General features: G+C 37.4%; 23 protein-coding genes and 1 pseudogene. 20 read left to right on the top strand and 4 right to left on the bottom strand.

Annotation, left to right across the window (positions count from 1 at the left end):
- Positions 1-7 precede the first annotated feature (7 nt).
- Together P9E47_RS14920 and P9E47_RS14915 are read left to right on the top strand one after the other, a co-directional pair.
- The gene (locus tag P9E47_RS14920; protein ID WP_157382083.1) at positions 8-1027 is read left to right on the top strand and encodes a glycosyltransferase; all 1020 of its coding nucleotides are present in this window, start codon (positions 8-10) and stop codon (positions 1025-1027) included.
- An 18-nt stretch (positions 1028-1045) separates the two neighbouring features.
- Positions 1046-1936, top strand: coding sequence for a selenium metabolism-associated LysR family transcriptional regulator (locus P9E47_RS14915; RefSeq protein ID WP_003330513.1), 891 nt, complete (start codon positions 1046-1048; stop codon positions 1934-1936).
- A 56-nt stretch (positions 1937-1992) separates the two neighbouring features.
- Here the strand turns inward: P9E47_RS14915 and selD are convergent, their stop codons facing one another.
- A complete protein-coding gene (gene selD / locus P9E47_RS14910) occupies positions 1993-3012 on the bottom strand; it encodes a selenide, water dikinase SelD (RefSeq protein ID WP_326163896.1) in 1020 nt (339 codons plus the stop codon).
- Between the two features lie 230 nt (positions 3013-3242).
- Here selD and P9E47_RS14905 point away from each other — a divergent pair.
- A pseudogene (locus P9E47_RS14905) lies at positions 3243-3437 on the top strand (Rdx family protein); the annotation flags it as partial.
- A gap of 45 nt (positions 3438-3482) precedes the next feature.
- Here P9E47_RS14905 and P9E47_RS14900 read toward each other — a convergent pair.
- The gene (locus P9E47_RS14900) at positions 3483-3905 is read right to left on the bottom strand and encodes an Hsp20/alpha crystallin family protein (RefSeq protein ID WP_003330515.1); all 423 of its coding nucleotides are present in this window, start codon (positions 3903-3905) and stop codon (positions 3483-3485) included.
- A 147-nt stretch (positions 3906-4052) separates the two neighbouring features.
- On the opposite strand from P9E47_RS14900, the gene selA reads away from it, so the two are divergent.
- Positions 4053-5468, top strand: coding sequence for an L-seryl-tRNA(Sec) selenium transferase (gene selA / locus P9E47_RS14895; protein ID WP_326163871.1), 1416 nt, complete (start codon positions 4053-4055; stop codon positions 5466-5468).
- Between the two features lie 5 nt (positions 5469-5473).
- On the opposite strand, the gene P9E47_RS14890 is transcribed toward selA, so the two are convergent.
- A complete protein-coding gene (locus tag P9E47_RS14890) occupies positions 5474-5608 on the bottom strand; it encodes a small acid-soluble spore protein P (protein ID WP_003330517.1) in 135 nt (44 codons plus the stop codon).
- A 117-nt stretch (positions 5609-5725) separates the two neighbouring features.
- Here P9E47_RS14890 and P9E47_RS14885 point away from each other — a divergent pair, with 117 nt between their 5' ends.
- Positions 5726-5986, top strand: coding sequence for a hypothetical protein (locus tag P9E47_RS14885; protein WP_003330518.1), 261 nt, complete (start codon positions 5726-5728; stop codon positions 5984-5986).
- A 39-nt stretch (positions 5987-6025) separates the two neighbouring features.
- Here P9E47_RS14885 and sspO read toward each other — a convergent pair whose 3' ends face one another.
- Complete coding sequence (gene sspO / locus P9E47_RS14880; RefSeq protein WP_003330519.1) at positions 6026-6175, bottom strand: small acid-soluble spore protein O; 150 nt, start codon at positions 6173-6175, stop codon at positions 6026-6028.
- 212 nt (positions 6176-6387) lie between these two features.
- On the opposite strand from sspO, the gene acnA reads away from it, so the two are divergent.
- From acnA to P9E47_RS14805, 15 genes are all read left to right on the top strand, one after another.
- Positions 6388-9093: an aconitate hydratase AcnA gene (gene acnA / locus P9E47_RS14875; protein ID WP_003330521.1), complete on the top strand. Its 2706-nt coding sequence runs from the start codon at positions 6388-6390 to the stop codon at positions 9091-9093.
- A 106-nt stretch (positions 9094-9199) separates the two neighbouring features.
- Complete coding sequence (locus P9E47_RS14870) at positions 9200-10225, top strand: redoxin domain-containing protein (RefSeq protein ID WP_003330522.1); 1026 nt, start codon at positions 9200-9202, stop codon at positions 10223-10225.
- 266 nt (positions 10226-10491) lie between these two features.
- A complete protein-coding gene (locus P9E47_RS14865; RefSeq protein ID WP_326163870.1) occupies positions 10492-10704 on the top strand; it encodes a hypothetical protein in 213 nt (70 codons plus the stop codon).
- Between the two features lie 230 nt (positions 10705-10934).
- Positions 10935-12548: a class I adenylate-forming enzyme family protein gene (locus P9E47_RS14860; RefSeq protein ID WP_326163869.1), complete on the top strand. Its 1614-nt coding sequence runs from the start codon at positions 10935-10937 to the stop codon at positions 12546-12548.
- Positions 12549-12622: 74 nt separating this feature from the next.
- On the top strand, positions 12623-14830 hold the full coding sequence (locus tag P9E47_RS14855; RefSeq protein ID WP_326163868.1) for a helix-turn-helix domain-containing protein: 2208 nt from the start codon (positions 12623-12625) through the stop codon (positions 14828-14830).
- 142 nt (positions 14831-14972) lie between these two features.
- A complete protein-coding gene (locus P9E47_RS14850) occupies positions 14973-16538 on the top strand; it encodes a class I adenylate-forming enzyme family protein (RefSeq protein WP_326163866.1) in 1566 nt (521 codons plus the stop codon).
- 873 nt (positions 16539-17411) lie between these two features.
- Positions 17412-17690, top strand: coding sequence for a hypothetical protein (locus P9E47_RS14845; RefSeq protein WP_326163865.1), 279 nt, complete (start codon positions 17412-17414; stop codon positions 17688-17690).
- 163 nt (positions 17691-17853) lie between these two features.
- The gene (locus P9E47_RS14840) at positions 17854-18711 is read left to right on the top strand and encodes a 3-hydroxyacyl-CoA dehydrogenase family protein (protein WP_326163864.1); all 858 of its coding nucleotides are present in this window, start codon (positions 17854-17856) and stop codon (positions 18709-18711) included.
- A 31-nt stretch (positions 18712-18742) separates the two neighbouring features.
- Positions 18743-19144, top strand: coding sequence for an acyl-CoA thioesterase (locus tag P9E47_RS14835; protein ID WP_326163863.1), 402 nt, complete (start codon positions 18743-18745; stop codon positions 19142-19144).
- A 25-nt stretch (positions 19145-19169) separates the two neighbouring features.
- Positions 19170-20309, top strand: a complete 1140-nt coding sequence (locus P9E47_RS14830; RefSeq protein ID WP_326163862.1) for an acyl-CoA dehydrogenase family protein — start codon at positions 19170-19172, stop codon at positions 20307-20309.
- A gap of 125 nt (positions 20310-20434) precedes the next feature.
- Positions 20435-22516, top strand: coding sequence for a (Fe-S)-binding protein (locus P9E47_RS14825; RefSeq protein WP_326163895.1), 2082 nt, complete (start codon positions 20435-20437; stop codon positions 22514-22516).
- Positions 22517-22618: 102 nt separating this feature from the next.
- Entirely contained in the window at positions 22619-22750 is a 132-nt protein-coding gene (locus P9E47_RS14820) for an FbpB family small basic protein (protein ID WP_003332641.1), read from the top strand.
- A gap of 110 nt (positions 22751-22860) precedes the next feature.
- Positions 22861-23004 (top strand): acid-soluble spore protein N, encoded by a 144-nt coding sequence (locus tag P9E47_RS14815; RefSeq protein WP_003332642.1) that lies wholly within the window; start codon positions 22861-22863, stop codon positions 23002-23004.
- Positions 23005-23092: 88 nt separating this feature from the next.
- Complete coding sequence (gene tlp, locus P9E47_RS14810; RefSeq protein ID WP_326163893.1) at positions 23093-23320, top strand: small acid-soluble spore protein Tlp; 228 nt, start codon at positions 23093-23095, stop codon at positions 23318-23320.
- A gap of 119 nt (positions 23321-23439) precedes the next feature.
- A complete protein-coding gene (locus P9E47_RS14805) occupies positions 23440-23868 on the top strand; it encodes an acyl-CoA thioesterase (protein WP_003332644.1) in 429 nt (142 codons plus the stop codon).
- Position 23869 lies beyond the last annotated feature (1 nt).

Here is a 23869-nt window from a genome sequence, read left to right as displayed (position 1 = left end):
GTCACCAATGAAGATCTTACTTCTCACACCTTTTTTATACAGCAATAGAGGCAATTCAACAACCGCAAAACGAATTGCCTCTGGTTTGGAGCAAAATGGAGTAGATGTTACTGTTTTTGCCTATGAAGAAGACGCGTGGAACGATGAAATCGATAGACAAGCTAAAAACTGTGACCTTATCCATATCATCCACTTTTACCGTTTTTCAAAATGGGCAAAAAAGACAAAATTTCAGTTGAATAAACCATACATTATGACGAACGGCGGAACGGATGTAAATCTTGATTTGTATAACCTAGGTAATCGGGCAGAAATGTTGGATATTTTGCAAAATGCCAGTGCAATTACCGTTTTTACTGATGATGCAAAGGCAAAGCTTTGTCATGCATATAGTGGTATGGGGCTACGAATAGAGGTTATTATGCAGAGTGTATGGTTTCCGATTTCTGAGGAAAATGCAGACGATTTGAAATTGGGAATAGGAGAGCCTGCGATTTTACTTCCATCTGGATTAAGGGCGGTAAAGGATGTTTTCTTTTTAATGGAAGAAATTGTTGGTCTGCAAAAGAAGTATCCTAATTTACAGTTTTTGATCGCCGGTATGGTTTTAGATGAAAATATATATGAAACGTTAAACCAATATATCGAAAAATATAGCTGGATTCACTTTTTGGAAAATGTTCCGATTGAAAACATGGTATCATTGTATAAATGGGCACATATAGTTTTAAATACGTCTATTTCAGAGGGCCAATCTTCGGCTATTTTAGAGGCAATGGAAATGGGTTGTGTTGTTTTGGCGCGAAATAATCCCGGCAATGCCAGCATCATCGAAGATGGAGTAAATGGCTATCTATTTAATGACGGAAAAGAATTTTTAAATAAGATTAATGTAGTTTTAACTGAGCAGGAAAAAGCCCAAAGGATTATTCAAAATGCTAAAAACTTTGTGCAAACCAATCATTATTTTGAAGATGAAATAAAGGCATTTATCAAGCTTTATCAAGATTGTTTACAAAAACCTTGAAACTAGTGGTGAAAAACAATGAATTTAAACCATCTAAAAGCGTTTGAAAAGTTGATACAAGTAAAAAGCTTTCAAGAGGCGGCAAGGCAATTATCGGTATCACAGCCGGCTATAACGCTCCGAATTCAAGCCTTAGAGGAGCATTTTAAAACAAAGCTAGTAAAGCGCACAGGAGAGGGTGTGCAGTTAACCTCACAAGGTGAAGTGATCTATAAAAGGGTTAAAGAGATTCTAAAACTATGGGAAGACTTGGAGGTCCAATTTTTAGGAGGAGAGCCAGTAGGGAAACTTGTCATTGGGGCCAGTACAATTCCTTCTGAATATATTCTTCCAAAAATCATTAAGAATTTTAAATCAACCTACCCAGATGTAGATTTTAGTATGAGAATATCAGGGAGCAAGGATGTCGTTGATTGGTTGAAAAATCGCTTAGTTGATATTGCCATTACCGGTGAACCGATGACAACCCCTTTGCTTTATTCAAGACCAATTGTTAGTGAGAAATTAAGTATCATTGCCCCTTTGGAATTTATTGAAGAAGATATAAAGCAGTTTCGGGATTTATTTGATGTAGAATGGATTTTACGTGAAAAAAATTCTGATACAAGATCCTCGCTTGAGAAAACGATTGGAACACTAGGTTTTTCAACAGAGTTAATGAAAATCGTAGGTGAGTTGGGTAGTACAGAAGCTGTCATAGCGGCGGTAGAAGCCGGTCTTGGAATTACCGTTGTATCTTCTTATGCAGCAGAACGGGCCGCCCAATCTGGCCGTGTAAAAATTATTAATTTGAAGGATTTTCAAGTCACAAGGAACTTTTATTTTTCTTGTCTTGAGGAAAATAAAAATCTTCCGGTCATTTCCGCGTTTTTGGGTTTTATAGAAGATTCCTATAAAGACCATAATTAATGAAGGCTGACATAGGTAATTTCGTTTTCAAACGACTTTACTGGTCAGCCTTATTTTTATTTAATGTATAAAGATTTCTTATTTAATTCATTCACTTCACCGATAATTTGGGCAGCCGTTATATTTTGTTCGTGAAGCTTTTGCACATAAGCCTTGGCTTCTTCTTTTGGCAGACTTACTAAAAGTCCTCCTGAGGTAATCGCATCACATAAAATGTATTGACTGCTTTCAGTGATTGATGACGCGAACTCCACATTATCCTTTAACCATGCAAAGTTGGATTTTGAACCGCCAGGAATGACGCCCTGTTCAGCTAGGTTGTATGTTCCGTCTAAAATAGGAACATCATCGTATGTAATCGTCATGCTGACGTTACTTCCTTTTGCCATTTCACAAGCATGACCTAATAGTCCAAACCCTGTTACATCGGTAACAGCATGGATTTGGAAACCTTCTAATGCTTCTGCTGCTTTTTTATTAAGCATGGCCATTGTTTCAATGACTTTTTCCTCTTGTTCTGGTGTTACAACACCACGCTTAATGCCTGTTGTAAGAATGCCAACTCCTATTGGTTTTGTAAGGACCAAGGCATCGCCAGGCTTTGCTCCTACATTACGGAAAAACTTTTCAGGATGGACATAGCCTGTTACAGCCATTCCGAATTTTGGTTCTTGATCATCAATCGAGTGTCCACCGACAATAATGGCGCCAGCTTCCTTCACCTTATCAGCCGCACCCTTTAAAATTTCAGCAAGCATATCTGCTCCGAGTTTTTTCACAGGGAAGCCTACGATATTTAGAACAGTTTTAGGCTCTCCGCCCATCGCATAAACATCACTTAAGGCGTTTGCAGCCGCAATCTGTCCAAACATATAAGGGTCATCCACGATAGGTGTAAAATAATCCACGGTCTGGATTAAGGCTAACTCATCTGATACACGATAAATCCCCGCATCATCCGATGTATCTATACCAACTAATAAGTTTGGGTCATGTTCTCTCTCGGGTAAAAGCCGCAACACTTGCGACAATTCGGCAGGGCCGATTTTGCAGCCTCAGCCAGCTTTTGTAGACATAGCCGTTAGGCGAATTTTCTCTTCCACAATATACACCTCCAACTTATAGTATAGTATATCCTTGACGATAATCTCTAACAAAAAGACTTTCAAGCTGAAATTACGGGCAGAAGATTTTACTGTTTGCTATAGTTTGTACTACAATATTGGGTAAAGTCTATGGTTTAGGAGGAATATTTATGACTTATAAAATTACAATTGAGTTTTGCATGATGTGAAACTATGCTCCAAAAGCTGCGAGTTTCGCAGAAGGATTAATTACCCATTTTCGCAACCAAATTACATCAGTAGAACTAATTCCGAGTTCTGGTGGGGTATTTGAAGTAACAGTAAATGGGGAAAAACGATATTCTAAGCAAGAAACAGGGAAATTTCCGAATGTTGATGAGTTTATTGCAGAAATGGAAGCAATTGAGGGGAAATAGATGCCATAAAAGGTGCCAATTCATAGTGGATTGGCACCTTTTGAGTTATTCAATATCAATGTATTTTTTCTTTCTCCGACTTGTTTTCGGTATATGGACTTCAAGGATGCCATTTTTATAATAAGCTTTTGTATCTGCACTTATCTCATATGGGAGTGGAATGACACGTTCTAGTCTCCTGAATCTTCTTTCTTTTTTAAAATATTTTTTCTTGTCATCAATGGTTTCAAGTTCTTGATGATCATCTGCGATAATTTTTAAACCTTCATGGACGGCCTCAATTTTAATTTGATTTTGATTAAAACCAGGAAGTTCTGCTTCGACTACAATTTTATTACCCATATCATATAGGTCGACCCGAAACTGTTGAGGGAAAAGAGAGGTAAATGGGTCCTCCCAAAAACGGTTAAACAGCTGATTTAAGTCTTTAATGACAGGCAAAAATTCATTATCTTCTTTCTTGTTCATTACCACAAATCTCCTTTACTTAATTTCTCAATATAAAGGTATTCATAGTAATGAAAAAATGATTAGGCTCCGAGATATTGAGGATTATGGTAATACTGGCAAAAATGATATAATATGACATGAATTTCTGGAGTGGAGGCGTTAAAAATGAAGCAATATTTACGTTACTTACCACCTGTTCATGAGTTGCAGAAGTCTGTATTTTTTGAACAGCTGTTACAAAAATATAATGTAAGCAGTGAACGTTTAACAAACATTTGTCAACAAGAGTTAAATGGGATAAGAGAACAGCTTTTACAAGATCAATGGCATGATGAAAATCCGGACTTAAATAAGGAATATTGGATAAAGCAAATTTTTGCAAAAGTAGAAAGAGCTGTTGAACAGCTGTCACAGTACTATTTAAAAACGATAATTAATGCGACTGGAACGGTTTTACATACGAATTTAGGACGAGCTCGTTTAGGGGAAAAGCAAATTGAGCATGTTGTGAAGGTTGCCTCCAATTATTCAAACTTAGAGTATAAAATTAATGAAGGAAAAAGAGGGTCGCGTCACGATATTATTGAAGGTCTAATTCAACAAGTAACAGGCGCCGAAGCAGCGATGGTTGTAAATAATAATGCTGCTGCTGTTTATTTGATTTTGAGGGCGCTTGCCAAGGACAAAGAGGTCGTCGTATCAAGGGGACAGCTTGTCGAAATTGGAGGTTCTTTCAGAATTTCAGCAATTATGGAAGAGAGCGGGGCTAAGCTTGTTGAGGTTGGAACAACAAATAAAACCCATTTGTATGATTATGAAAAAGCAATAACAGAGGAAACAGCGATGATTCTGAAAGTACATACAAGCAATTTTAAAGTGATCGGTTTTACAGAAAGTGTAGAAAGCAAAGAGCTGGTTGAACTTAAAGAAAAACATGATAATGTGATTTTCTACGAAGATTTAGGAAGCGGTGTTTTATACGATTTTCAAAAGCACGGCATTGGTGAAGAGCCTGTTGTGAGGGATGTTATTAAGCTTGGGGCGGACCTTGTTTCATTTAGCGGTGATAAATTGTTAGGTGGGCCGCAAGCAGGAATTATTGCCGGAAAACGTGAACTGATTCAGAAATTAAAAAAACATCAGCTTGCGCGTGTGCTCCGAGTAGATAAAATGACTTTTGCCGCCCTTGAAGCAACATTAAAAGCGTATTTATTGGGAGAGCAGACAATGATGGAAATTCCAACACTCCGTGATATTTTACAATCGGAAGAGGAAATCGAAGCGCGTGCCTCTAAATTTCGACAGCAATTAATAGAACAAGATCCGCAATACCGCTGTACGCTTGAAAAAGACTTTTCACAAGTTGGCGGGGGGACAATGCCGGAAGTAAAGCTCCCAACAGTAGTAGCTGCCGTTACCCATTCTTTCTTAACCTCGGAAGAACTGGCAGTTAGGCTGAGATTATCTACTCCGAGCATTGTCACTCGTCAACAAGACGAAAAAGTATATCTTGATTTTAGAACGGTCACGGATGATGAACTGGTATTTATCATTGATGCTTTTCAAAATATTCAATGTTAAACCATTTACATATCATGACTTTGATTGTTCTTTTGTCGTGTATGGTTATGATTTTTAACCTTTTTCGAACCGCTTAATGCTTGAGGTTGATTTGTTGGCTCTTGTTGGTTCTTTGGTTGATTAGTACGTCCAGATCCCATGGTACTCCCTCCTTTAAATTTAGGATGGATTGCCTTACATGGATTTATTCAGTATAAAATTCATTCTTTTGTCCACAATATAGCTATGCTATATAACATAAGGAGTTGGATTTTATAATGCCATACAATAAGAACAAACAACAAGCATTCCAGGCAGCCCAGCAAGGTGTTGACCATGCCGTTGATATCTATAAAGATCTAGTGCGAAATGATCCGGATTACGGGCACCACTTGAAAGATCTTAAAAATGAAGTGAATGAAGCGTTCGAGCAAATACAAAATGCTTTAGAAGTGGCTTCAGAAAGCCAATTAGATCAACTTCAAAAATTTCAAAGTGACCTCCAATCCATCGTTAGCAATGTCGATTTTGGAGAGTAAATAAAAACCGCTGGGAAGCGGTTTTTACTGTTCTATTGCCTATTGATTTTTCTTACGTTTCTTGTTGTGCTGCTTTTGTGTCTCTGTCAGAGGTTCATTAGATAATTCCTCATTAAAACCCGCACCTGTTCCTTGAGCTTTGGCCGCGTTCATTCCTGGGATCACATGATTTGCTTTTCTTTTTGGCATTTTACTCACCTCCACTAGTAGGTTTTGAAAAAATATCATAAATATACAAAATTTTATCATTATGTAAACTTATGTCGCCAAGAATCGAATCGGTATTTACTTATGCGAAAAATTCTATTAAAATGATAGAGTAATGAGATGGGAGTCATATTGTCGTCTTTTTTTTGACAATTACGACAATATGCAAAACTTTACAGGGGGGTACATAATAAATGGCAAACAATGATGTGTTTAAAGCACGGAAAACGTTTGAAGCAAATGGCAAAACGTACAACTATTACGATCTAAGCGCGCTTGAAGGCGTAGCAAATATTGCGAAATTGCCATACTCAATCAAAGTATTACTTGAATCTGTTCTTCGTCAAGTTGACGGACGTGTCATCACTAAAGAGCATGTTGAAAACCTTGCAAAATGGGGCACAAGTGAATTACAAGATATCGATGTTCCATTCAAGCCAGCTCGTGTAATTTTACAAGACTTCACAGGTGTCCCTGCAGTTGTTGACTTAGCTTCTCTAAGAAAGGCAATGGCAGATATGGGTGGGGACCCTGCGAAAATTAATCCTGAAATTCCAGTTGATCTAGTTATCGACCACTCAGTACAGGTTGATAAAGCTGGTACAGCTGATTCATTAGCATTCAATATGGAGCTAGAATTTGAGCGTAACGCTGAGCGTTATCAGTTCTTAAACTGGGCTACAAAAGCATTTGATAACTATCGTGCAGTTCCACCTGCAACAGGTATCGTTCACCAAGTAAACCTTGAATACCTTGCAAGTGTTGTTATGACAAAAGATGAAAACGGCGAAACAGTAGCATTCCCTGATACATTAGTAGGTACTGACTCACATACTACAATGATCAACGGTATCGGTGTTCTTGGATGGGGTGTTGGTGGTATTGAAGCTGAAGCAGGAATGCTTGGACAACCTTCATACATGACAGTTCCGGAAGTTATTGGTGTTAAATTAGTTGGTTCACTTCCAAGTGGAACAACAGCTACTGATATTGCATTAAAAGTAACTCAAGTACTACGTGAGAAAAAGGTAGTAGGTAAGTTTGTTGAGTACTTCGGTCCTGGTCTTGCAGAAATGCCGCTAGCTGACCGTGCGACAATTTCAAATATGGCTCCAGAATATGGTGCAACATGTGGATTCTTCCCAGTTGATAAAGAAGCACTTAACTACTTACGTTTAACTGGTCGCTCTGAAGAGCAAATCAACCTTGTTGAAGCATATTGCCGTGCAAATGGTTTATTCTATGTTGCTGGTGAATCAGAAGACCCAGTTTACACTGATGTAGTTGAAATCAATCTTTCTGAAATTGAACCAAATCTTTCTGGTCCTAAGCGTCCACAAGACTTAATTCCACTTACAAAAATGCAAGAGCAGTTCAAAAAAGCTGTTGTTGCACCACAAGGAACACAGGGTCTTGGCTTAACAGAAGAAGAGTTCAACAAAGAAGTAACTGTAAAGCTTGCTGACGGTACAGAAACTACTATGAAAACAGGTGCAATTGCCATCGCTGCAATTACAAGCTGTACAAATACATCAAACCCATACGTACTAGTTGCTGCTGGTTTAGTTGCGAAAAAAGCAGTTGAAAAAGGATTAACAGTACCTGATTATGTTAAAACTTCTTTAGCTCCAGGATCTAAGGTTGTAACAGGATACTTGCAAAATTCTGGACTTTTACCATACCTAGAGCAACTTGGCTATAATATTGTTGGTTATGGCTGTACAACATGTATCGGTAACTCTGGTCCATTAGCACCAGAAATCGAAAAGGCTATTGCTGATAATGACCTTACTGTAACTGCTGTACTTTCAGGTAACCGTAACTTTGAAGGCCGTATCCATCCACTAGTAAAAGCTAACTACTTAGCATCACCACCATTGGTAGTTGCTTACTCACTAGCAGGTACAGTTGATGTTGACCTTCGCAACGATTCTCTTGGAAAAGACAAAGATGGTAATGATGTGAAGTTTGCTGATATTTGGCCATCTTATGATGAAATCCAAGCAGTAGTTGAGAAAACAGTTACTCCTGAATTATTCCGTGCAGAGTATGCTGAAGTATTTAAGAGCAATTCACGCTGGAATGAAATTGAATCTCCAGAGGATGCTTTATACGATTGGGATGAGGAGTCTACTTACATCCAAAATCCTCCATTCTTTGAAGGATTAACAAAAGAATTACGTGAAATCAAGACATTAGATGGTTTGCGTGTAGTTGGTAAATTTGGAGACAGTGTTACAACTGACCATATCTCACCAGCTGGTTCAATCGCGAAAGATGCTCCTGCAGGTAAATACCTACAAGAGAAGGGTGTTAGCCCACGTGACTTCAACTCATACGGTTCTCGTCGTGGTAACGACCGAGTTATGACAAGAGGTACATTTGCAAATATCCGTATCCGCAACCAAGTTGCACCAGGTACTGAAGGCGGTTGGACTACTTATTGGCCAACAGGCGAAGTTATGTCTATTTATGATGCAGCTATGAAGTACAAGGAAGATGGAACAGGATTAGTAATCCTTGCTGGCAAGGATTATGGTATGGGTTCTTCTCGTGACTGGGCAGCAAAAGGTACATTCCTTCTTGGAATTAAAGCTGTAATTGCTGAGAGCTATGAGCGTATCCACCGTTCAAACCTTGTATATATGGGCGTTCTTCCTCTTCAATTTAAAGATGGAGAAAGTTCCGAAACACTTGGTTTAACTGGAAAAGAAACGATTGAAGTTCAACTTGATGAAAACATCAAACCACGTGACTTCGTAAAAGTAACCGCTACTAAAGAAGATGGTTCTAAAGTAGAATTCGAAGCACTTGCTCGTTTCGACTCTGAAGTTGAAATCGACTACTACCGTCACGGCGGTATCTTACAAATGGTTTTACGTGAAAAGTTAGCTCAATAATAATAGCGTAAGCTTGATAAGAGGGTGCAGTATTGCAAATTGGCAATACTGCACTTTTTTGGTATAATTCATACTGGATGGGGTATTTATAAAAAGGAGTGAGGACTTGTTAAACGATGCCATCAAACTTGGACCATTTTTAATCAAATACTACTATTTGTTTATATTTATTTCTGGATGTCTAGCTTATATTATGATGAGGTATCGTTTACGATTGAACCTCCCTTTGCGTGATGTAGTTTTAAACCTGATCACGAATGGTGTAATAATTTGGATTTTTGTATGGAAATTTAGTTATATCATATTTAACAGCTCAAAATCTATTTCCAACCCGCAAACGATTTTATTTTTTACAGGCGGCAAAAGTGGCGCCGTGTTAGCAACCATTATTACTGTCATTTATTTGTTCGTTAAACTTTGGAAAAATAGTAGTAACAAGAAAACCGTATTAGATGTTATAATTGTTGGTAGTTTTAGTTTTTTCATCAGTTTTTATATGATCTTGCTATTATTTGGACATGACGGTCACTTGTCATTAATTAAGCTATTGGTTTTAGGTACATTATTTTTATTATATTTATATAAGGATATCAAGCAGCAGGAAAGGAAGGAAACAATGAAGAAGGTCATTGCACTAATTGTTTTTATTGGATTAATCGGCTATACTGTCTATACAACTGCATTTACAGAGAAAACTGCGGTAGTAGGACTTGAAAAAGGCAATCTTGCCCCAGACTTTGAATTAGTTACATTAGATGGGAACAAGGTCAAACTTTCAGATTATCGTGGTAAAAAAGTATTGTTAAATTTCTGGGCTTCCTGGTGTGGTCCGTGCCGTGCAGAAATGCCAGATATGGAGGAGCTTCATAAAGAAGGTCGGGAGGATTTCGTAATTTTGGCAGTAAATGCAACCCAAACTGAAAAAAGTAAAGAAAGTCCTGCCGAATTTATAAAGGAACTCGGTTTAACTTTTCCAGTCGTTTTAGATGAAAAAGGCGATGTGAGCAAAATATATCAAGTTATTGCCTTGCCAACAAGTTATTTTATTGACAGTGAAGGGAAAATCAACGAAAAATACACGGGAACATTAAGTTATGAGCAAATGATCAATGGGGTTTCTAAATTGGATTAAATGGATTAAGATTAAGATTAAGATTAAGCTCACATAATGTGGGCTTTCTTTGGACAAGTTATGTGAATTTATTCACAAAATAGCCATAGACAAAATTTAAAAATGATGTATAATGAGGATAGCGCTTACAAAAGTCATTGCTAATGAATACGATAATATGTGAAAAAATGTACAAGAGAGTCAAGCACTGAAGCTAAGCAACAGTTCTTTTTTATAATATTGAATTGTGAATAGTTTCACAAAAAATAGGAAAGGGGGAAAAGTCCGTGAAGAAATATGTATTTTTATTTATAAATCCAAAGGAACCTCAAGCAGATTGTTTATGTGAGCAAAAGGTAGAAGCTGTTGGAATGTATGATGCTTTTACTAAAGTCCAAAAAATTGCGAATGATTATGTTAAAGATACTCACAGTCCATTAAAAATTGAGTTGAAGGAAGTTCAATACTTTGATGAAGTACAATATGTAGATGCTTTGTAGTTGAGGAGGAACCCCTATTAGCAGAACTAAATACACCAATAATCATTGAACAAGCCGCTTTTTGAAGATTCATTCAGAAAGTGGTTTGTTTTTTTATCCGTTATTTTGTAGAAATAAAAAACAATATTATCCTACATTTTACGTATAATTTATCAAATTTTATAAGTTTATAATAAGGATGACTACATAAAGTCTTTGAAACTTAAAACAAAGGATGAGGAGTGGGGAGAATGAAAGATAATGGTGTTGACATGATTAAAGGAGCAAGAGCAGCTTTTATGAAATCACAATCTAATTTATCAGTTAATCAACTATTAAATGCCGCTGCATCCTCCCATCCAGATAAAGAAGTTATCGTTGATGGAAAAGTGAGAATGACATATAAAGAGTTGGAGAAAGAAGCGAATCTTTTAGCTTCCGGATTATCAATGCTTGGTATTGGAGAAGGTGATCGCGTTGCTGCAGGGTTGCCAAATTGGTACGAAATAGTTGTTATTTATTTTGCGTTGGCTAAAATCGGTGCTATTCTTGTACCTTTTAACTATCGTTTAAGAATGGCGGAAGCAGAATATATCCTTCGAAATTCTGGTGCAAAAGCATTATTTCTTCCAGAGGAATTTGATCGTTTAAACCAGTATGAACAATTTATAAATATAAAAAATCATTTGAGCTCTTTGGAATATCTCCTTTCCGTTCGTTTTGAAAAAGAAAATACGATTAGTTATCAAAAGTTGCTTGAAATGGGGATGCAAGAAGAAATAGATGAAATAGAGATTGATAGTGATAACGACATTTATACGATTCTTTACACATCAGGAACAACTGGAAAGCCAAAAGGAGCCATGCTCACACATAAAAACATCGTTCAAACTGCCGTGGTTACAGCCGATTGGATGCAGTGCTCGAGCGAGGATGTTTTTTTAATGTCCATGCCTTTATATCATGTGATGGGCATCAACTTTTTGTTCCGAGTAATTGTTTCGAACGCTTCCTTAATTTTAATGGATAAATATAAACCTGAACGCGCATTATCACTAATAGAAACAGAAAAAGTGACCGTACACCCGGGGGTTCCAACCATGTTTATCTTAGAGCTAAATCATCCAATGTTTTCATCGTTCGATCTATCATCACTTAGAACAGGAGAAATAGGTGGCTCATCCTGTCCAATTGAAATCGTTCATCGAATTAGGACTGAGATGAATTGTAATATTTTAGTAGGGTATGGCTTGACCGAAACGTCTCCGACTTTGACACTTACTGATTTTGAAGACGATGATACAATTCGGTCGGAAACGGTTGGCAAGCCGCTACCAGGAGTAGAAATTAAAATCGTCGATGATTTTGGGAATGAAATAGGAAAAGACAAAGTTGGCGAATTAGTTTGTCGTAGTTTTGGAGTGATGAAAGGGTATTATGCTATGCATGAAAAAACAAGAGAAGCTATTGATGGAGACGGTTGGTTTTATACAGGTGACCTAGCTATTATTGATGAAGAAGGGTATATCCGCATCATTGGTAGAAAACAAGAAGTAATTAAAAAAGCTGGTTTTAAAATATATCCACAAGAAATTGAGGAAATTTTCCTCACTCATCCCAATGTTGCCGAAGCAGCTATGATCGGGATGCCGGATTCAGAAGTTGGTGAAATATCTTATGCCTGTCTCCGGCTACGATGGGGCTCAAAAAATTCCGAGGAAGAATTAAAAGATTTTATTAAAAATAAATTGGCAGATTATAAGGTGCCAGACAAGATTATTTTTATGGAGCACTTTCCAAGGACAGCCACAGGGAAAATAAGAAAAATAGATTTGCAATGTCAAATTAAAAGTGTAATACTTTAAATAATTATAAAATTCAGAATCTTGGTGCGCTCACTTGTCGAACTAAGATTCTTTTATAGGGAGAGGGTTCCCGCATGCAAATGGACAAGCGTGAAAAGTTAATGAAAAAGGTCGAAAACCATTTAAGAATGACCGCTCGAAAACTAGTAAAGTTTGATACCGAAGGGGAAACGCTGCAATATTTAATTGATTCATTCCGCTCTGAATTTCAGTGTGATTTTGTAGGCATTATTATGAAAGAGGAAGACTTGCTTGTCTCTAAAGCTAACAGTGGTGATTCGGTTCTTTTTATCAAGTCTTTACCACTAAATGTAGGTGATTGTTCCAGCAATCTTTTATACACTCCGTTAACCTTCGATGATATGGTTACGGAAAATGATCAATGTCCTTTAATTGAACTGCTAAAAAAAGAAGAAATGAATACATGGTTTACAGTTCCATTAATAGATGAAGGAGCCAGCTTTGGCTTTTGTATTATCGGGTTTAAAAATAATATCCGCTTAATAAAAGAAATGGATTCCATGTTTATTGAGTTCGGCAAAGATGTGGCCACGGCGATAAGATTAGCGAGTAAAAAGGAATCTGAAAAACGGAAAATTCTCGATGTTGAGTGGATTAGCCGAAACCTTTCTCTTAATTCATCACTTGAAAAGGTAGTAGAAAAGGTGGTCGATCGGGCTGGAAAAGGGACGAGTTCAAAGTTTGCCTGTATTTATTTATATAATGAGCATGATAATAGCTTTAATTATCAGCCACCCTCCTATGGAGAAATGAATGTAACCGAAAAAATTAATATCAATAATTACGTTCTAAATGACTACTTTCCGTACATAGAAAAAGTTGGGGGACCGGAGTTAACCGTTCCGTTGGTTGTTGATTTAAAAACGATTGGTGTTCTACATGTTGGGCAAAAAGGCAAAGGAAAATTTTCCGAAGAGGATTTGGAGCTTCTTGAACTGCTTGCAAGCCATGTAGCTTCCATGCTCGAAAATGCCAAGCTTTATAATGATGAAAAAAATCACAAAATTAGATTACATTCTTTACTAGAATACCAGCAAAAGCTAGTCTTGGAAACTGTCAAACCGAATAGCTTTGATGGAATAACAAAGATTGTCAGTCATTATTTTAGTAAAAACGTGATCTTATTTGATCGCTTTATTAGACCGATTTCCTACCATTTACAAGGGTCAAAAATGGACGACCTCTCATATCTATTTGAAAAGGCAACCGTTGAAATCGTTGGCACCAGTAGGGGTGGTGGTTGGCTTCAGTTAGAAAATAATGAGAAATCGGAAATTATCGTTTGGCCGATCAATGATGGTATTGATTTATTAGGATATTTAGCGATTGAAAAAGACAAAGATGGTATTGATGAATTTGATCAAATCGGCATCGACCTTGTGTTAAATATCTACTCTTCTCAATTTGTAAAGCAAAAACTAATATTAGATGCGAAAGAGCAGGTAAAGGATAGTTTTATCAATAAAATTTTAGTTAAGAGCATTAAAGAGCCTGATAGCATAATCCAATACGCTAATTTGTTTAATTGGAATTTATTTGATCATCACCGTGTTGCAGTTTTATCATTAGTGCTTGAAAAAGATGAGGCAACTGACGAAAATATTCTTGAAAAAGAAGCTCGAAAATCAATCCTTTGGGAACGATTGAAAAAGCGAATTACGATACACGACAATGATATCCAGGTAGCGAATAAGAAGGATGAATATATTCTTATTGTTCCGATAGCAAAAGAAATGAACAAGCCTAAAGTGTTTTGGTCAAGTTTTTATGAAAGAGTAAAAAAATGGGCGAAGGAAGATCATATTCATAATCATGTTTTTATGGGGATAGGTGGAATAACAAAAGGGCTTGAGGATTATTATAGCAGCTACCAACAGGCACTGCAGACTTTAAACGTTGTAAACAATAGATTTAGAGATACCTGTTTTGCCTTGTTTGATGAATTAGGTGGATATGCTTTATTACATGGATTGAAAAATTCTTCTGTTACAAATCTGTTTACAAGTAAATATATTGATCCACTACTTAAATATTCAAAAGAAAAAAATGCCGATTTATTTCATACTTTAAGGGTATTTTTAAATAATCACGGCAATCTTTCCAAGACATCAAACGATCTATTCATCCATAGAAGTTCGTTGCTTTACCGAATCGAAAGAATTGAAAGTCTATTAGAAATTGATCTAAATGATCCAGACCATCGTTTTAATATTATGCTTGCGTATCGATTATATGATTTATTCTATAGTGCCGAATCGTAAAAATATAGGAAACATCTAAGGTAAATTTCCTATACCTTGTACGTGTTTTAACAGAGGATAATATTTTATAATTAATTTACAGAATATTATAAATTTGGGACGGAGTTCCCGACCCTCTGTCCCAAAAAGGAGGAACGATAAAATGAATTATCAGCTCTCGGTACCTCAGGTGTTAGAACAGGCTTATCTTCAAAGTCCTGAAAAAGAAGTTATCTTTGATGGATATAAACGTGTTACCTATGAAGAATTATATCAAAGTGTGCAATTAATGGCGTCGGCTTTAGCTTCAAAAGGCATCCAAAAAGGAGACAGGGTTCTGGTCTGTCTCCCAAACTGGCATGAGTTTGTTACGATATATTTTGGTTTGGCCCAAATCGGTGCAATTCTCGTCCCATGTAATACAAGATATATGAAAGAGGAGCTGCAGTTCATCCTTGAAAATTCAGGAGCTAAAGCTATTTTTCTAGCCGAAGAGTACGGGCATTTTGAATTCTTGAAGCCAATCTTAAATAAAGACGGTAATTTCCAACATATTTTTACTGTACGTTTTAAAGATCCCGAATGTACTTCATACGAAGAGTTATTGGAATTAGGTAAAAAGTCAGAACCCCCACAAGTTGAAATTGACTCCATTGAAGATGTTTTTTCCATTTTATATACATCAGGAACAACTGGTCATCCCAAAGGAGCGATGCTAACACATAAAAATTTTGTTCATACAGCCACTGTTTCAGCAGAATGTATGAATTGTACAAGTAATGATGTTTTCTTAATCGCCGTTCCAGTTTTCCACTGCTTCGGTATGATCCCCGGAATCCTTACTGCGATTGTGGTAGGTGGGAAGATGGTCTTCATGGAAGAATTTAAAGCGGAAAAGGCATTAACGTTAATAGAACAAGAGAAAATCTCTGTCCATCATGGTGTCCCAACGATGTTTATTTTAGAACTAAACCATCTATCCTTTAAGCAATTTGACTTATCTTCTTTACGTACTGGCATCATTGCCGCTGCTCCTTGTCCGGAAGAAATTGTTCGTAAAATTAGAACCATTATGGGATGCGATATTGTTGTCTCTTACGGGATGACAGAGTCCTCGACAACCCTTACAATTACAGGATTTGAAGATGATGATTTTCTACGCTCCGAAACGGTTGGAAAAGCAGCACCTGGTGTAGAAGTGAAAATTGTTGATAATAACCGCGTAGAACTGTCACCTGGTGTAGTAGGTGAAGTTGCTGCTAAATCATTTGGGATCATGAAAGGCTATTTTAATAGTCCTGAAAAAACGGCTGAAGCCTTAGACCAAGATGGCTGGTATTATACAGGTGATCTAGGAACATTAGACGAAAATGGTTATCTTCGCATTATTGGTCGGAAAAAAGAAATGATTATCCGAGGTGGGTTTAATATTTATCCACGTGAGATTGAAGAAATCTTGTACAAACATGAAAGCGTTTTAGAAGTGGCGATCGTAGGCCTGCCAGATACAGTATTAGGTGAAATTACCTGTGCTGCTATTCGCCTAAAGCCAGGCAAAACTGAGGATCAATACTCAATGAAGACTTATCTTAAAGATAAAGTAGCTGATTTTAAAATACCAGATCACTTTATTTTTGTTGAAAAACTACCGGTAACAGCCAGTGGGAAAATTAAGAAAATAGCATTAGAACAAGAGTTAAAAGAAACACTTAAACCATTACTTCGTTAAATCCTTTACTATAACTTTTCCGTTAAGGGAGAGAAAAAGCCAAATGGCATATTAATTTGCACGTATTTTGGGATAGCAAATAAGTATCCTTTATCCATTGGAAATTGGTTCCACAAGAATTATGATATAACTCATAGTAAGAACGAATATTCGCTAGTATTAAAACAAGCGTTAATTGTTGACTTATGACACAATAGGAGGCTAATGCGTATTAGATTCCCACTAAAATTTCTAGGATTGGAAAAATGTGAAATCATAGAGGGGGGTAATTCCCGGAGTCTAAGGAATATCGGGAAAATGGGAATCAAAGAGAGAGTATGATTCCCAAAGTCTAAGGATGAACAGGAATATGGGAATCACAGAAGACCATTTCTTTTATTCTTCAAAAAAATGCGGCCATGCCCAGGGCGGAACCTGCACTCCCTGTCCACAAAAATGAAAAATGCGGCCACGCCAAGGGCGGAACCCGCACTCCTTGTCCGCAAAACTGAAAAATGCGGCCATACCGAGGGTGGAACACATACTCGCTGTCCGCAAAAATGAAAAATGCGGTCATGTCAAGGGCAGAACCCACTCTCCATGTCCGCAAAAACGAAAAATGCGGCCACGCCAAGGGCAGACCCCGCACTCCCTGTCCGCACTGTAATGTTGGAAAGCCAGTTTCGGTCCTCCTGCTATGCCTACTGCACATTATCCCTCCAATGTTCACTATATATCCCAAAAGTTCAGTAGGTTTGTGGCGGAAAATCCGGCTATTGCGCTTTAAGCACCCTTATGCTAAATTACCTTTAACAATTTTTATCATTTAAGAATACTCTATTAAGTTGCTGTATAATAAGGGTATCGATATTTTTTAATAAAAGAGGCGGAATCATGCAATCTGTTAATTCATTTCAAGATAATCATTCCAATAATGACTATTCATTAATCCTTGAACTCGTAAAGAGTGCTTTAAAAGAAGCAAAATTACTAGATCAAATCATAATAGAAGAACGTAATGAGGGCTTTTTCGTAAAACCTAAACAAATAGATAAACAAGAAAAAATTAAACAATTTGAAAAATTAGCTGGTACTGCGATAGCAGCAGGAGAAGATATAAAAGAATTGCTTGATATGGTTAGTCGAAAGGATATTTACCCACTGTTGCCTTAATAACAGTGGGTATTTACTTTGAGGGAAACAAAGTCACATACTTTATTTGATTCCGTAAAAATAAGGAATAATCAATGTTACTTTCCTATAGTTTGTATATATAATTGCATAATTGTTTTTTATATAATTTCCTTAAAGATGAAATCTAAGGAGAGATTTAGTAATGAATATTAAAACAATTGGAGTCGTTGGTGCAGGATCAATGGGAACTGGCATTGCTAATTTAGCCGCTTTGAATGGATTTAATGTTATTTTGCGAGATATTGATGAAAAATATCTGCAAAACGCGTTAAATAGAATGGATAAATTTATGGAAAAAAGTGTTGCAAGAGGAAAGATGACAGAAGAGCAAAAACAACAAACACTTGATCGAATTAAGCCAACAACAAAATTAAATGATATGGTGGAAGCTGATGTTGTTATAGAGGCAGTTATTGAAGATCTAGAATTAAAAAAGGAAGTATTCTCACAGTTAGATGAAATTGTGAAGGAAAATGTTATTTTGGCGACGAATACATCTTCAATGTCGATTACAGTGATTGCTTCTGCAACTAAGCGTCCTGATCGTGTAGCAGGGATGCACTTTTTCAATCCGGCCCAGCTAATGAAATTGGTTGAAGTTGTTCGGGGCTATGAAACTAGCGATGAAACTGTGGAAGAATTAAAGACGTTATCAAAGGCATTAACGAAAGAGCCAATTGAAGTGAAGAAGGATGTGCCAGGCTTTATCGTAAACCGAATTATGATTCCTCAGTTTATCGAAGCAATTAAACTATTAGAAGAAGGCGTTGCAAGTGCTGAAGATATTGATAAAGCTGTAACACTTGGATTGAACTATCCGATGGGTCCATTCACGTTACAAGATTACGCTGGAGTTGACATCGGCCTTTATGTAATGGAATATTTTAAACAGGAATTTAATGATAATCGTTTTGCACCGCCATTACTACTTAAACAGCTTGTACGTGCAGGCCGTGTAGGACAAAAAGCTGGTGCTGGGTTCTATGATTATAACAAATAACAAAGAGTAATCATTTGGAGGCATAATTTATATGAAAAGTACAGAGTATTCATTTACAGTAAGATGGGGCGATACAGATGCAGCGGGGATTGTCTTTTTCCCAAATTTTTATAAATGGATGGATGAAGCAACCCATGATTTTTTAGGTCAAATCGGATATCCTTCGTCAAAGCTTTATGAACAAGAAAAGATTGGTGTTCCACTTTTAGAAGCAAAATGTGAATTTAAATCACCGCTTTTATTTGAAGATGAGGTAACGGTTGTATCAACTGTTAGTGAATTGCATGATAAGGTTATTAAGTTGAACCACGATTTTTATAAAAATGGTGTCAGGGTTGCCGGTGGCTATACACTCCGGGCATGGACTTATTTTGGTGGCGAGAGACCGAAGGCCGTATCAATACCGGAAGAAGTAAGAAATGCCTTAAGTTGAAGATACTTGGTAGGAGGAGATCTAGTTGGACTTTAAACTTTCAGATGAACAATTAGCGATCAGGGCAATGACCCGTGATTTTGTAAATAATGAAATTATGCCGATTGCAAGAATGTATGATGAGGAAGAAACATTCCCAACACCGATTTTTGATAAATTAAGAGAGTACGGCTTATTTAATTTAGCAATTCCTGAGGAATACGGCGGTCCTGGAGTTGACAAAATCTCTCAAGCTTTAATTGTTGAGGAAGTAGCGAGAGGCTGTGCGGGAATTTCAACTTCAATGGAAGCGAATTCATTGTCATCCTATCCGATTTTGGTAGGGGGAAGCGAGGAATTAAAGAAGAAGTATTTAACCCGTTTAACAAATGACGGTGAGTACGCCGCGTTTGCGCTTACTGAGCCGCAAGGTGGCAGTGATGTAATGGGGACTAAAACGATAATTGAACGCGTAGGTGATGAGTATGTAATTAATGGCGAAAAATGTTTTATCACAAATGCCAGCTATGCTCATTTCTTTGTTGTCCTGGCAAAAATGAAAGGTGAAAAGGGTTCTAATAGTTTTATAGCCATTGTTGTGGAACGTGATACGGAAGGTTTATCTGTTGGTCCAAAGGAAAAGAAGATGGGTCTAAAAGCATCCAACACGGCTTCTGTTATGTTTGACAATGTTCGAGTACCAGTTTCCAATCGAATTGGTGAAGAAGGCGAAGGGTTTAAAATTTTTATGAAAGCCCTATCATTTGCAAGACCAATGGTTGGAGCCCAATCCGTTGGATTAGCACAGGGAGCCTATGAGGAGGCAGTGAAGTTTGCAAAAGAACGGAAGCAATTCGGAACGACGATTTCTAACTTCCAAGCGATTCAGTTTATGCTAGCAGATATGGCAATGAATATTGAAGCTGCGAGATTGCTAGTTTATAAAGCTGTCTATTTATTACAAGAAGGAACACCTTCCATTACGAATGCTTCATTTGCAAAGTGCTTTGCATCGGATACAGCGATGAAAGTTGCGACTGATGCAGTCCAAATTCATGGTGGATATGGCTTTATTCGCGAATATCCTGTTGAAAAGTATTTCCGTGACGCAAAGATCCAGCAAATTTATGAAGGAACAAACCAAATTCAACGTGTTGTTATTGCAAAAGAGATCCTTAAAGACTAGAGGATGTATGTAAGGTTTTTCTATTATTAATAGAAGAAATGAAAAGTGTAGCGGTGAGCTAAAACCTAGTCCAATTCTTTTTAAGGATTGGACTAAAAAAAATATAAGGTAGGGAGGGGATTATCATTAGTCCACTGCAACTTATCAATTTACTACTGTTTCTAATCGTAACTGGTTATGCGGTTTATTTGTTTGCAACTTTAGTGAGGACACGTATTGCTTACATCAAGCTAGGTAAAAAAGCGGAATTTAATCGAACCGTCCAAGAACGCATCGATGATATTCTTGTCAATGTGTTTGGACAAAAAAAGCTATTAAAGGATAAAAAGAGTGGTACGATCCATGTTATGTATTTTTATGGATTCCTGCTAGTACAATTTGGTGCGATCGATCTTATTTGGAAAGGAATTGCTTTTGATTCTCACCTTCCGTTAGGTCCACTTTATCCATTCTTTACTTTTTCCCAAGAAATTGTCGTTTTGATGATTCTAGTCGCCACAATTTGGGGCTTTTATCGCCGTTATATTGAAAAGTTGGCACGCTTAAAGCGCGGATTCATGGCTGGTCTTGTCTATATGTTCCTTGGGGGCTTGATGACGGCAACCTTGCTCGCAAACGGAATGGGAATCATTTGGCATGGTCATGAATTAACATGGTCCGAGCCGATTGCTTCCGGCATTGCTTTTGTATTTAGCTGGCTACCACAAGGAGTGGCCGCCGCATTGTTCTTTGTATTTTGGTGGATGCACTTATTATTCTTACTTGCTTTCTTAGTTTATATTCCGCAAGGAAAACATGCCCATTTGATTGCCGGTGTCGCTAATGTATATTTAGGGCGTAACAGTAAAGTTGGAAAGTTGTCTTCGATTGATTTCGAAGATGAAACCCAAGAATCTTATGGTGTAAGTAAAATTGAAGAATTTACACAAAAACATTTGGTGGACCTTTATGCCTGTGTCGAATGTGGAAGATGTACGAGTATGTGCCCGGCTACCGGAACAGGTAAATTGTTGTCACCGATGGATTTAATCGTGAAGATGCGCAATCATTTGACTGAAAAAGGAGCTGCCGTCACATCGAAAACCCCCTGGCTGCCGGCGTTTGCTTTTAACAATACAAGAGCGAATCAATTAGCAATGCAGGGTGCTGCGAATTCAGAGGCAGCTGCGACAATCGAATATGATGTGAATTTAATTGGTGATGTTATTACCGAAGAAGAGATCTGGGCTTGTACCACTTGCCGAAACTGTGAGGATCAATGCCCAGTGATGAATGAACATGTGGAAAAAATTGTAGACTTGCGCCGTTATCTTGTTTTAACAGAAGGGCAGATGAAACCAGATGCCCAACGTGCTATTACCAATATCGAACGGCAGGGAAATCCATGGGGAATTAACCGCAAGGAACGTGAACATTGGCGTGAAGACCGTGAAGACGTTCAAGTTCCGACGGTAAAGGAAACGGAAAAAGCCGGTGAAGAGTTTGAATACCTATTCTTTGTTGGCTCCATGGGTTCCTTTGACAATCGTAGCCAAAAAATTGCACAGTCTTTTGCGCGTGTGATGAATATCGCTGGTATTAAGTTCGCCATTTTAGGTAATAAAGAGAAAAATTCAGGAGACACACCACGTCGTATCGGAAATGAGTTTTTATTCCAAGAACTAGCACGTGATAATATCGAAACGTTTAAAAAGCATAATGTGAAGAAAATCGTCACGATTGACCCACATGCCTTTAATAGCTTTAAAAATGAGTACCCTGAGTTTGGGCTAGAGGACGTGGAAGTCTATCACCATACCCAATTACTTGAGCAATGGATTAAAGAAGGTAAGTTGAAACCGACTAAGGAAGTCAATGAAGTCATTGCCTACCATGACTCCTGTTACTTGGGCCGCTATAACGGCATCTATGACCAACCTCGTGATATTTTAAAAGCAATTCCGGGAGTAAAGCTCGTGGAAGCAGCTCGTAATCGTGAAAATGCGATGTGTTGCGGTGCCGGTGGCGGCCTGATGTGGATGGAAGAGGATACAGGCACACGCATTAACGTGGCGCGTACAGAACAAATTTTAGAAGCAAAGCCAACGATGATTGGCAGCGGTTGTCCATACTGCTTAACGATGATTAGTGATGGTACAAAGGCGAAAGAAGTGGAAGATCGCGTTTCGACTTTGGATATTGTTGAAATTTTAGAAAAAGCTCTCTAACGGACATTATTTTCTTTTTTCTGCCACTTTGTATGAAATAATCAAGTATTGGAAATAATTTTAAATAACTATTATTTGAAAATTTTAAATGGAGTGAAGAAAATGAGAAAATTTAAAAAGAGGTCTTTTAAAGAATTAGTGATGGAGAATAAAAGACAATTATTAAATGACCAGGAAGCACTTAATAAAATTGAAGAACGCTTGGAGCAAAGAGCACAAGCTAAATTGATGTAGGCCCTAACACAGGAAAATGTGATTTCATTTTCCTGTTTTTTCTTTTTATATAAATTGAAGTTTAGACAAATATTAAGATGGAAAGCAAAAAATATGCAGGGGGTTTTGTCATGACAAGTGGCTCTAAAGGAAATCAACAATTTGTGCCTAACCATATTGGTACACAACCAAGAAAATATGGGAATAACAAAGGGGCAAAATATCAAAATAAGGGCGGCAACGAACCACAGGTTATCCAAACAAAAGGTGAATAACGAATCATTTTTTTTGGAATAATTTTCTGATCAAATGGAAGAATAATATGGTAATCAATACTTAACAAGGAGAGAAGAAAAGATGACAATGAACACACCAAAACCAGATGATCGTAGTGATAATGTAGAAAGATTACAGGATATGGTCCAAAATACAATCGAAAATATTGAAGCAGCACATGAAACAATGCAATTTGCATCTTCAGAAGAACGGGCCCAAATCGAAGCGAAGAATAAGCGCCGAGAAGAATCGATTGCAGGTATGCGTGAAGAAATTAAAGACGAAGCGGCAGCACGTGAAAATGGCTATCAGTGAGAATTTAGGGCAGGAAATTCCTGTCCTTTTCTATTTCATGCTTAAAACTGATGCCAATCCTCACTTTGTGATAAAATATAAGTAGTGATAAGTGATAAAGAGAGAGGAAGAGACGTTTCATGTTTGTTTCAGAAGTAAAAGTAGATGTTCGTTATGCAGAAACAGATCAAATGGGAGTCGTATATCATGCCAACTATTTAGTATGGTTTGAAATTGGCAGAACTTCATTAATTAAAGATTTAGGCTTCAGTTATTCTCAAATGGAAAGAGACGGTTTCCTTGCCCCTGTTATTGATGCAAACCTTTCATATAAAAAATCAATGCATTATGGTGAGACAGCATCAATACGAACATGGGTCGATTCTTATGATGGTTTTCGCACCGTTTACGCCTATGAAGTTTTAAATCCCAAAGGAGAAGTTGCCGTAACAGGTCAAACCCATCATATCGTGGTTAAAAAAGATTCATTTCGTCCAGTACGCTTTAAAAATTACTATCCCGAGTGGCATGATGCATATGAAAAGGCGAAAAAGCAAGGGGAAGATTAAT

This window comes from Schinkia azotoformans (genome assembly GCF_035811335.1).
In the GTDB taxonomy this organism is placed as follows: Bacteria; Bacillota; Bacilli; order Bacillales; family Bacillaceae_J; genus Schinkia; species Schinkia azotoformans.
This window is presented reverse-complemented; position numbering and strand designations above follow the sequence as displayed.

Coding starts and splice junctions, on each gene's coding strand:
- P9E47_RS14920 (WP_157382083.1), top strand. CDS start 8: ATGAAGATCTTACTTCTCACACCTTTTTTATACAGCAATAGAGGCAAT.
- P9E47_RS14915 (WP_003330513.1), top strand. CDS start 1,046: ATGAATTTAAACCATCTAAAAGCGTTTGAAAAGTTGATACAAGTAAAA.
- P9E47_RS14900 (WP_003330515.1), bottom strand. CDS start 3,905: ATGAACAAGAAAGAAGATAATGAATTTTTGCCTGTCATTAAAGACTTA.
- selA (WP_326163871.1), top strand. CDS start 4,053: ATGAAGCAATATTTACGTTACTTACCACCTGTTCATGAGTTGCAGAAG.
- P9E47_RS14890 (WP_003330517.1), bottom strand. CDS start 5,608: ATGGGATCTGGACGTACTAATCAACCAAAGAACCAACAAGAGCCAACA.
- P9E47_RS14885 (WP_003330518.1), top strand. CDS start 5,726: ATGCCATACAATAAGAACAAACAACAAGCATTCCAGGCAGCCCAGCAA.
- sspO (WP_003330519.1), bottom strand. CDS start 6,175: ATGCCAAAAAGAAAAGCAAATCATGTGATCCCAGGAATGAACGCGGCC.
- acnA (WP_003330521.1), top strand. CDS start 6,388: ATGGCAAACAATGATGTGTTTAAAGCACGGAAAACGTTTGAAGCAAAT.
- P9E47_RS14860 (WP_326163869.1), top strand. CDS start 10,935: ATGAAAGATAATGGTGTTGACATGATTAAAGGAGCAAGAGCAGCTTTT.
- P9E47_RS14855 (WP_326163868.1), top strand. CDS start 12,623: ATGCAAATGGACAAGCGTGAAAAGTTAATGAAAAAGGTCGAAAACCAT.
- P9E47_RS14850 (WP_326163866.1), top strand. CDS start 14,973: ATGAATTATCAGCTCTCGGTACCTCAGGTGTTAGAACAGGCTTATCTT.
- P9E47_RS14845 (WP_326163865.1), top strand. CDS start 17,412: ATGCAATCTGTTAATTCATTTCAAGATAATCATTCCAATAATGACTAT.
- P9E47_RS14840 (WP_326163864.1), top strand. CDS start 17,854: ATGAATATTAAAACAATTGGAGTCGTTGGTGCAGGATCAATGGGAACT.
- P9E47_RS14835 (WP_326163863.1), top strand. CDS start 18,743: ATGAAAAGTACAGAGTATTCATTTACAGTAAGATGGGGCGATACAGAT.
- P9E47_RS14820 (WP_003332641.1), top strand. CDS start 22,619: ATGAGAAAATTTAAAAAGAGGTCTTTTAAAGAATTAGTGATGGAGAAT.
- P9E47_RS14815 (WP_003332642.1), top strand. CDS start 22,861: ATGACAAGTGGCTCTAAAGGAAATCAACAATTTGTGCCTAACCATATT.
- tlp (WP_326163893.1), top strand. CDS start 23,093: ATGAACACACCAAAACCAGATGATCGTAGTGATAATGTAGAAAGATTA.
- P9E47_RS14805 (WP_003332644.1), top strand. CDS start 23,440: ATGTTTGTTTCAGAAGTAAAAGTAGATGTTCGTTATGCAGAAACAGAT.